Annotated in this window: 6 protein-coding genes; all 6 read right to left on the reverse strand. The window is 45.5% G+C overall.

The genetic code is table 11. From position 1 onward, the window contains the following. Positions 1 to 418: 418 nt before the first annotated feature. Positions 419 to 1,768, reverse strand: a complete 1,350-nt coding sequence (locus QEZ41_RS11950) for a type II toxin-antitoxin system HipA family toxin (RefSeq protein WP_289411825.1) — start codon at positions 1,766 to 1,768, stop codon at positions 419 to 421. Then, complete coding sequence (locus QEZ41_RS11955; protein WP_020746923.1) at positions 1,758 to 2,048, reverse strand: helix-turn-helix domain-containing protein; 291 nt, start codon at positions 2,046 to 2,048, stop codon at positions 1,758 to 1,760. Before QEZ41_RS11955 ends, QEZ41_RS11950 begins: the two co-directional genes overlap by 11 nt. A 430-nt stretch (positions 2,049 to 2,478) precedes the next feature. Continuing rightward, entirely contained in the window at positions 2,479 to 3,639 is a 1,161-nt protein-coding gene (locus QEZ41_RS11960) for a type II toxin-antitoxin system HipA family toxin (RefSeq protein ID WP_289411826.1), read from the reverse strand. Beyond that, entirely contained in the window at positions 3,629 to 3,871 is a 243-nt protein-coding gene (locus tag QEZ41_RS11965; protein ID WP_289411827.1) for a helix-turn-helix domain-containing protein, read from the reverse strand. The genes QEZ41_RS11960 and QEZ41_RS11965 overlap by 11 nt, the downstream gene beginning before the upstream one ends. Before the next feature lie 137 nt (positions 3,872 to 4,008). Further along, positions 4,009 to 4,146 (reverse strand): hypothetical protein, encoded by a 138-nt coding sequence (locus tag QEZ41_RS11970; protein WP_289411828.1) that lies wholly within the window; start codon positions 4,144 to 4,146, stop codon positions 4,009 to 4,011. Between the two features lie 28 nt (positions 4,147 to 4,174). Then, positions 4,175 to 4,321 (reverse strand): hypothetical protein, encoded by a 147-nt coding sequence (locus QEZ41_RS11975; RefSeq protein ID WP_289411829.1) that lies wholly within the window; start codon positions 4,319 to 4,321, stop codon positions 4,175 to 4,177. Positions 4,322 to 4,398 lie beyond the last annotated feature (77 nt).

Raw genomic sequence — 4,398 nt, forward strand, 5'->3', positions numbered from 1 at the left:
GCTCATCGTCAAACTCCTTTCGTTTAGCTTAAAAGAAATTCTACGAGTAATCTGTATTATTTTACGGGGTAGTTACACAGGTCGCTACTTGCCCCAGAATTGACATAATGCCCCAAGTGATAAATACCGTGTGGGCAGGGTTGGTTCGTGCCTAAGTGGCGTGAACTAAGGCTTTGCCCAGACTGCCCCAAAAGCCCAAGTATGTAAGTGCCAAAAGCTTTCTCAAAAAGGGGAAGTCTTGCTCAATTAGAACACCACAACACTTTTATGCGCGTAAAAGTATGCAATGCGAGCTGAGTACTCCTCTATGTGTTTTACCGAACTGGGAAATTCAGCAGTTATAGGTCTATACAAAGTGACTTTATGGGCAACAATCTGTAGACCTTGTATTTATTGTGAATTGAAAAGTTTTTTACTGTCATTGAAAAAGCGCTGCATTTTCCTGTTTTCGCTGAGCCAATGTCTTAGCAATCGCAGACACTGTTGTTTTACTGATCCCTTGCTGCTGTGCCAGATACGTAAATTGGCTGATGGCTTCTGCGACTTCTTCAATGACTTGCCTTGCATCATGCCAATTCGCAAAGCCAGCACTGGTCGCTAGTTTTTGCATCATCTTAAGCGGTGGCGCTTTGCCATAACCTCCGAACGCAGTGGCGTGTTCGTTGAATGGATGTGGGCTGTAGGTAACATCGTAAAAAGGTGCAGGATCCCATTGACCGTCATCCGCTTGCAAAAACGCCCAGTTTTTACTGTGGTCGTCTTGATTAGACGACAGCAGGTTAAAAACGGCACGGCGAAATTGAAGTTGTCCAGCAGCTGGTGATTTACACAACTGACGGCTGGCTTTAACCAAGTCAATATAATCTAAACTTGGCGTTCGAAAGTCTGCATCCAGCAGCCCGCAAGCGCTGTGCATATGCAATCGACCTGCACTGCGATTGCTGCCTAAGTCGGCCTGTTCAGTGACATAATCAAAACGCTTAAGCGCCAACCAAGCAGACGCACCGCTGGTAGGTGGTGCTTCAATGAGTTGCCATTGCGGCGGTTGACACTTAGCAACTTCTGCCATTTGCAAATAAACCGCCTCGCACAAACCTTCTTCATGGCCGAGTGCGAGATTTTTAGAGGTAAACTTAATCAGCCACGCTTCATCTCCAGGCTGAGCAAAGGTTCGACAATGCTGAGTTTCCCCAGCGGGCATATAAATTTGTGCCTTAGGCCTTGCCCCACCCGAACTACCTCCGGCGACTAATGCGGCCAACACCTGTTGAGTATGTCCATCTAACTCATCGTGGTTGTCGTCTATATAATCTGACATTGAAGCATCGAACAGCGTTTGTGCTTCTAAGCCTAACGTCGCTAAATCAATATCCGTGTTCGTCGAGGCTGAAAACTCTGACACCGGAGAAAAACACAATGCTCCCATACCCTTATCACCGACAAAGGCCAGTCTATCCATCGCCGTTAATTGATTAGGTAGGATGCCCTTTTGCCGGAAAATACGATCTTGTAACAGCATGCCCCAACCATCGGGCAAACAATCTCCAAATACGCCATGTACACCTTGGTGCGGCTGCTTAGGTGCGACTTGAACTTGTGTGCTCAACTGCAAGGTAAAAGGTGATAAGTTGCCAAACTGCTGCAAATAGCTGTCTGCATACTGAAAAAAAACGCCTTGCCGATTCTGCGCCAAGACCCCGACAGCAACCTGCTCACCTGAGCTTAGCGTTCGAGTAACATTAAGCTTCTGAATGGGTTTAAAACTCATCTTTTAGCACCTCATCAATACTCGTGGGTATAGCAGCGCGTTCTTTGCTAGGTTGCGTGAGCTGATAGAGCCTATCTAGCGAATCAAGGGTCTGCCAAAGCAACAGCAATTGGCGAAATGAAATTTGCCCGGTCAGCTCAAATTTCTTAATGGTGGCCGCAGGTACGCAGCTTCGCTCAGCAAGCGCCGCTCGTGACAGCTTTGCCTGCTTTCGTAACTCACGTAAATAAGCCGCATAGGCTTGGCTTACATCGGTATCATCAAGTAAGGTAAAATTCATTCGCAAAGACAAATAGATACAGTTATGGCCATTATAGCGAAATAAAGCATAAAATGGATATTATTGTATCTATAAGTGGATGAGGTTTTGAAAAAAATTACTCGATAAAGCCTTTCAAAACGGCACTGTTTTTCCATTGCTAACCACTAAGATTTAGTAAAAGCCATAGGCAAGTGGTGGGCAGCTTGGTGGGCAAACAGGCATTTTTGAACGGTTTATTTTTGATAACTTATTGAGTTTGTTAGGAACTAGCCCACTACTCAATGATCAGGTGCAAAACATCGAATAAGCCGTGCCGCTTGAGCATCAAATCACCTTGCAGCACGCTACAAAAGCTCATCTACAGCTTGCGTAGCGTATTGCGGGAAATGGGCGTTGATTTGTCGGTACTGAAAAACACGCTCAACCCACAATAAAACAGCTTTAAGACCTATCCATCGACGCGCTCTAGAAGCAACAATAGATGCTGCAAAACCTCATGTTGCTCAGTTTTTTTCAACCCTGTTAATGCTTGACGCACCTCTTTGGCTACCTGTTTTTTGGCTGCTTCACACTCGTCATATAAATTATTGGCTTGCTTGCTGCTTAATCCACACACCTGCACTCCAAACTGAATTACATGCTTGCGCTGCCACCATTTACGGCTACCCATAAGCGTTAAAGCCATACTGTCATGACGAATATAGGCTGTGGTGCTAATAACATCATAAGCAGGAGCCAGCCAAATATTATCGATATCGGTATAAAGCACGCCAAAGTTTTTTAAATGCGCATCCCCGTTTTGCAAAGCGAGATTGAGCACCATCATTTTAAAAAACTGCTGCATGGCATTGATTCTATGCTGTGGCGAGACAAATACATTCAGGGTTTTAACCATTTGCTCATAGCTGCCCTCATACTTTTGCTCACGTCCTCGCGCCTGCAGCACGGCTATATCCTCAAAGCCTAAATAACCTCCAGACGCCGTAATATCAAAACGTCGCATGACAAAAAGCGCAGCGTCATCTGAAATATAAAACTCCGGCACTGGCACACCCGCTTGCTGCAACACTTTCATGCACCAGTATTCATTTAAAGCCAATTCCGGATACTCAGCTCCCCAAGATTTAACTATGTAATGCTCTAGCTGCAAAGTGGCTTTATTGACGACCTGTGCAAGCACCTTAGGCTGCACACCGCTAACTGCCGACTGCAAGGCAAAGCGCTCGACCAACTCTGCAAATAGCGCATCATTTTTAGGCTGCAAAAGCTCATCAAGGGTTAGTGATGGCTTAGCTTGGACCGCATTTGAATACTGTATGCGGCCACGAATCCCCTGAGCCATGAGCTGCAGCAGACCAAAATCATCATTAGTGGTTAATTTAGAATAATGCCGTTTAAGCAACGCCAGCAAATACCCTTCTGGCAAATGCATTTGAAAGATAGGATGCAGCTGGTTATGCACCAGATCACGCTTACGTACCGGCATCGTTAAGGAGACAAACTGCTCTGCGGCTACGTCGTGGTCATAACTGAACACATAGCTTCCCTGCTCGTATAGCAACCGTCCAGCCGCCTGCTGTTGCACCAGCACCCTTAACTCACTGGGCATCGAGTAGCTCTTCAAAGGTAGGGAAAGGGGATTTTTCGCGCAGATTTAACTCATAACCCAAATAATCCAACATGGCGATGACCTTTTTTAAGCCAATATCACCCGCACGCCCCGTTTCAAACGCGCTCAGGGTGGCACGCGAAATCTGCAAGTGTTCAGCCATCAACACCTGGGAAATACCCTGCTCTTTACGCAGATCGCGAACCTGTTTAGCTAGTGAGTAGAAGTCCATAATATGTACAATATACTTGTCAAAACCGCATAAAGGGCTTTAAATGTAAAGTATTTCGGTCAAACAAACAAGGTTGGGTAATTTTATTTTTGGCAAGCCTGCTAGCAGGAAACTGTCAGAGAGGAGCATGCCTAGGTTCAAGAATGCTCACTTCCGCCTGGCACACAGCCCCAGTATTCGAGATTATCAAGCGCATGCTCACGGATTTGCTGTGGAATAAAACGGCTCATTTCCGTATTTTGCACCTCATCCTCTTGACTCAATTTGAGCAGCACACTAAACGACGTACCGCTCTTAAACCAGCTACCGCAGCAATACACTATTCTCTTTACGACACGCATCTAATATTTTCTGAATCGCCGTAATGGTATTTTTTTTCACACCTAAGCGCTTAGCAATAGCAGCAAAGCCTGATAAGGCTTCAACACTCTCTTGGATATGGGCTTGCACTTGTAACTACCCCGTAAAATAATACAGATTACTCGTAGAATTTCTTTTAAGCTAAACGAAAGGAGTTTGACGATGAG

The organism is Thiopseudomonas acetoxidans, assembly GCF_030362935.1.
In the GTDB taxonomy this organism is placed as follows: Bacteria; Pseudomonadota; Gammaproteobacteria; order Pseudomonadales; family Pseudomonadaceae; genus Thiopseudomonas; species Thiopseudomonas acetoxidans.